At 58.5% G+C, this 5,404-nt stretch carries 4 protein-coding genes; 2 read left to right on the plus strand and 2 right to left on the minus strand.

Features of this window, described 5'->3' with window-relative positions; translation table 11 throughout:
• Positions 1-319: 319 nt before the first annotated feature.
• On the minus strand, positions 320-784 hold the full coding sequence (locus NW815_RS13575) for a hypothetical protein (RefSeq protein WP_414390822.1): 465 nt from the start codon (positions 782-784) through the stop codon (positions 320-322).
• A 118-nt stretch (positions 785-902) separates the two neighbouring features.
• Positions 903-2,114, minus strand: a complete 1,212-nt coding sequence (locus tag NW815_RS13580; RefSeq protein WP_414390825.1) for an acetate kinase — start codon at positions 2,112-2,114, stop codon at positions 903-905.
• Between the two features lie 233 nt (positions 2,115-2,347).
• On the opposite strand from NW815_RS13580, the gene serA reads away from it, so the two are divergent.
• A complete protein-coding gene (gene serA / locus NW815_RS13585; RefSeq protein WP_414332254.1) occupies positions 2,348-3,928 on the plus strand; it encodes a phosphoglycerate dehydrogenase in 1,581 nt (526 codons plus the stop codon).
• Positions 3,929-3,989: 61 nt separating this feature from the next.
• Positions 3,990-5,306, plus strand: coding sequence for a bifunctional folylpolyglutamate synthase/dihydrofolate synthase (locus NW815_RS13590; protein ID WP_414388913.1), 1,317 nt, complete (start codon positions 3,990-3,992; stop codon positions 5,304-5,306).
• Positions 5,307-5,404: the final 98 nt, after the last annotated feature.

A 5,404-nucleotide genomic window follows, 5' to 3' on the forward strand; every position in this document is an offset into this window, starting at 1 on the left:
AAACGCTCCGCGCCGCTTCCGCGACCACCCTCAGCTCCTCTTCCAGAGGGAGAGGGGAACCAGACGGAAAGGTTTCATTCATGATGTTTAGACCATGATGTTTAGAGTGACTACATACTCGACTTTATCCCCACCCGATTTGAAGCAACAAAACTCGATCTCCTCAGGAACGGCGAGGCCGTTCAAGTTTGACCGAGGTGGCCTGATCCCTTGGCCGGAAGCCTCAGAAATCCACCTGAGAGATAGGGCCTAGAGTGAGTTTTGAGTTTCTGGGGATCCTGCAAGACTAGTATCCTCTGTGTCTTTATCCAAACCGTTTTCAAAGCACTCCGGTAAATGGGAAACTGCCGCTGCCCAGCCGCTCCTGCCGATCGAACACACTGATGGTGAGCTGATGGGATCCCGTTTGAGTGAGGGTAAAGCGATTCTGGGCCAGGGTCAGCCCTGTAACGGTGCAGGTGGTCGCCCCAACGAAGCAGCCGGGCAACTGAGCAGCATCAAAAGCTCCCAGGGTTACGAAATCGCCCAGTGGGGTGGTGACGGAAGCCAAAAAGGCGTTGGAACCCCGGATCCCGGCAGGGGCCTCTACCCGGAAAGATACCACAAAGGTTGGAGTTTGCCCCACCAAGACGGTGCGCGGAGAGAGATCAGTAATGGTGAGGGACGGAGCAGGTATGGGAGGCGGCAGGGGCGGAAGATTGCTGCTGCCGGTTGTACCCCCACACCCCACCAGAACACTGCTCAGCAGCACCAGCACTGGGATCCGTTCATGCCTTCGCTGCATGGTTTTCCTCCACTCCAAAAGGTCTTCTTTTTTTGAGCTTATTGTCTAGAGTTTGTCTCCACCAAGCCAGCGGGCGGAAAGGAGAGAACCTGGCGAGAAGCAGCCTGGAATCCTTCGTCTATTCCCCTTGCAAAAGGTTTTGGCAAGCTGTGGCAATGGCCCAGTCCTCTTGGGCTGAGATCACCAGAACCCGCACCGGCGCATCCGAAGTGCTGATATCGCAGTTGCGGGGGGATCCGGCATTCAAAACCGGGTCGATCTGGATCCCTAAAAAACCTAGGTCTGCACAGGCTGCCGCCCGCACCGGTGCTGAGTTTTCCCCAATCCCCCCAGAAAACACCAGCGCATCCAGCCGATCCAAGCTCATGAGCATTGCCCCAATCTGGCTGCGCAGACGGTGGACAAACAGATCGAAAGCCAGCTCCGCCCGGGCATGGCCTGCCTCCATTGCCTCCAACACAACCCGCATATCGCTGCTCAGGCCGGAAACGCCCTTCAGCCCTGATTCTCGGTTCAAGATCCGATCCAGTTCATCCACGCTCATGCCCTGGCGCAACTGATGGATCAAAATGCCCGGATCCACTGACCCCGACCGGGATCCCATCATCAAGCCCTCCAGGGGGGTGTAGCCCATGGTGGTGTCCACACTTCTGCCCCCGCGAATGGCCGCCAACGAGCAGCCGTTGCCCAGGTGACAGGTGATCAGCCGCAACTCCTCCAGGGGTCGGTTCAAGATCTCGGCAGCGCGACGGGCGCAATGCTCGTGGTTGATGCCATGAAACCCGTAGCGGCGGATCCCTTGTTCAGCCCAAGCGTAGGGAAGGGGGTAAAGGGCTGCGGCCAGAGGCATTTGCTGGTGGAAGGCGGTGTCGAAAACGGCCACCTGAGGGATCCCGGGCAACAGTTGACTCAGCAGACGAATGCCGGCTAGCGCGGCAGGGTTGTGGGCCGGAGCCAAGGGGATCAATTGCTCAATCGCCCTCTCCACCTCTGGCGTAATTAAGGTGGGCTGCCGGTACAGGGATCCCCCATGCACCACCCGATGGCCGACGCCGCCGATCTCAGCCGCCTGCGGGAGCAGGGATCCCTCCCCTTGCCAGAGGCTTTGAAACAGCGGGGCCAGTTGGCCGATCCCTCCCTCAGGTGAAGCGGAGGGAAAAGATTCCCACCCACCGCCTCGCCGACGAGTCTGGATGAGGGCCTCCCCCGGCTTGTAGGTGAAATCCACCTGGGCTTGCCAGATGGGCGTGGCCTCCACCCTTCCCTCAACCGTCAGAAATAGGGAGGATTTGAGGCTGCTGGAACCGGCATTGACGACCAGAATATTCACAGCGTGTCTTCGTTGGCCTTCGCACTGCTGGGCTTAAGGCCTATAGCCCGCTTGCTTGAACAGAGCGGTTGACTACCCTGCCGCTAAGGATGACCATAGCATTAAAGCCCTCCTACAGCTTCCTGAGGCCAAGGCGAACTGCGTAGCGGTAGGACGGAGCTTTAGACCCAATTTTTTGGGTAATCTGTTCCCCTACTTCTGTTGCCCTCCATCCCACTGGACTAACGCTGCTTATGCCCAGAGTCATCGTCACAGATCCCATCGATCAGGCGGGGATCGACATTCTCTCCCAAGTCGCTCAGGTGGATGTGCAAACCCAGCTCACCCCAGAGCAGTTGATCGCGGTCATCCCCAACTACGATGCCATCATGGTGCGCTCCGGTACACGGGTTACCCGAGAGGTAATCGAGGCGGGGACGAACTTAAAAATCATCGGGCGGGCGGGCGTTGGCGTTGACAACATCGATGTGCCTGCCGCAACCAAAGCCGGGATCCTGGTGGTCAACTCCCCAGAGGGCAACACCATTGCCGCTGCCGAGCACGCCATTGCCTTGATGATGGCCCTCTCCCGCCACATACCCGATGCCAATGCCTCTCTGAAGTCGGGCCTGTGGAATCGGCAAGAGTTTGTCGGCGTAGAAGTCTACAAAAAAACGCTGGGGATTGTCGGATTGGGTCGGATTGGATCCCATGTGGCCCAGATTGCCAAGGCGATGGGGATGAAGCTGCTGGCCTATGACCCCTATCTGTCCGTGGAGCGGGCCGAGCAACTGGGGGTACGCCTGGTAGACTTCACAACTTTGGTGCAGGAATCGGACTACATCACCTTGCACGTTCCCAAAACCCCTGAAACCACCAACCTGTTCAACGCCGAAACCTTCCGCATGATGAAGCCGACCGCTCGCCTGATCAACTGCGCCCGTGGCGGTTTGGTGGATGAACAAGCCCTGTACGAAGCCCTGAAATCCGGTCAAATTGCCGGAGCGGCTTTGGATGTATTTGCCAACGAGCCCCTGAAGGACTCTCCGCTGTTTTCTCTGGGCAAGGAAGTCCTGCTCACTCCCCACTTGGGGGCCTCTACCGAAGAAGCCCAGGTGAACGTGGCCATCGATGTGGCCGAGCAGATCCGCGATGTGTTGCTGGGGCTGCCGGCCCGCTCTGCCGTGAACATCCCCGGCCTACAGGCAGAGGTGCTGCAAAACCTCAGACCCTACCTGGACTTGGCCGAAACCCTAGGCAACTTGGTTGGCCAATTGGCGGGGGATCGCGTCAACCAGTTGGAGATCCGCCTGCAGGGAGATCTGGCGGAAAAAGATGGGCAGCCGATCGTCATTGCCGCTCTCAAAGGGCTTTTGACGCTGGCGCTGCGGGAGCGGGTCAACTACGTCAACGCCTCCATCGAGGCCAAAGAACGGGGCATTCGGGTGGTGGAAACTCGAGATCCCTCCTTGAAAGATTATTCCGGATCCCTGACGTTGATTGCCCACGGCCCCAATGGGATCCGCTCGGTTTCGGGGGCGTTGATTGGGGAGCGAGAGGTGCGGATCACCCAGATCGACGAGTTCCCGGTGAATGTGCCCCCTTCCGCCAACATGCTGATGACCCTGCACCGGGATATGCCGGGGATCATCGGACGGATTGGCACCCTGCTGGGAGCCTACAATGTCAACATCGCCAGCATGCAGGTGGGGCGCAAGATCATCCGCGGCGATGCAGTCATGGTGCTCAGCTTGGACGATCCCCTGCCGGATGGGATCCTGGAAGAGGTGCTCAAGCAGCCGGGCATCCGTGACGCTTTTGTAGTGAACCTCTAGAATTGTTGATCCCTAGAAAAAATCCCAAATCTCACCTACCCTGGCAAGACGGAGTCTTTGCTTGAACCAGAGCAACTTGTCCCTAACCCTGCCTCGCATCCCAGACTGGGATTGGCCGGCCTTTCTGGAGTCCCTGGGCCATTTTGGTGTGGATCTCAGTCTGGAACGCATGCAAGTCTTGCTGCAGCGTCTAGGACAGCCCCAAGCTGGGATCCCGGCCATCCACGTAGCCGGCACCAACGGCAAAGGATCTGTCTGTGCCTGGGTCAGCCACGTGTTGTGGGCGGCAGGCTATCGTGTGGGCCGCTACACCTCTCCCCATTTGGTGGACTGGCGGGAACGGATTTGGCTGAACGGGGAATACATTTCCGCCAACGACTGGAGCCAAGCGCTGGCCCAGGTGCGAGACTGCCTACAAACCTATGCCCCTGACGAGGCTTCTCCCACCCAGTTTGAGGTTATCACCGCTGCCGCTTGGCTGTACTTCCGCTGGCAAAAGGTGGATGTGGCAGTGATAGAAGTGGGCCTGGGGGGGCGGCTGGATGCTACCAATGCTGGGATCGAGCCAGTGGTAACGGCTATCACCTCCATCGGCTGGGATCATTGGCAGCGCTTGGGCAACAGCCTTCCCCAAATTGCCTCTGAAAAGGCGGGCATTCTCAAGCCAGGGATCCCGGCAGTGTGCGCACCCCAAACCCCAGAGGTCACAGCAGTTATCCGAGCCAAGGCAGAGCAATTGCGAAGCCCCCTGAAGATGGTCGAACCTCTGCGATGGTCAGAGCCTCAAACCGTCCACTGGCGAGGGCAGCTCCTCACCTTGCCCCTCAGCGGCGATGTACAACTCACCAATGCGGCAGTAGCTCTTGCCGTTGTGGAAACCCTACAGCAACAGGGCTGGCGGATCCCGGATGCCGCTGTCGAAAAAGGATTTGCCATCACCCGTTGGCCGGGGCGCCTACAGCGGGTGCAGATTGGATCCCGCCAGTTGCTGATGGACGGAGCCCACAACTTACCCGCTGCCCAGGCTCTCCGTCGCTATCTGGATAAGTATCAACCTGGCCCCCTCACCTGGTATATGGGCATCCTCACCACCAAAGATGTCCAGGGCATTCTCAGCACCCTGCTGCGACCAGGAGATTGCTTTTTTGCCCTGCCAATTGCTGGCCACTCTGGGACGGATCCCGAGCAACTTGCTCAGCTAGCCCAGACTCTGCAGCCTCATCTCGCCTCAGCACGGGCACTGCCCAATCTCTCCGCTTTTCGAGCACAGCTGCTCAAGCCCAAAACCCCCACTGAGCCACCGGCTGTCCTCTGCGGATCCCTGTACCTATTGGGCCAGGTGATGCAGGAATGTTTGGGATGGGATCTAGCCTGTTGAACTGACAGGTGAAACCTTATGCAAAACCTGAGCTCCTCTCTTATAAAGAGAGAGGAGCTATGAACAAAAACTAGGTCGTGTTGATCTTATGTTAGGAT

The organism is Synechococcus sp. R6-7 (assembly GCF_047461695.1).
Taxonomy (GTDB): Bacteria; Cyanobacteriota; Cyanobacteriia; order Thermostichales; family Thermostichaceae; genus Thermostichus.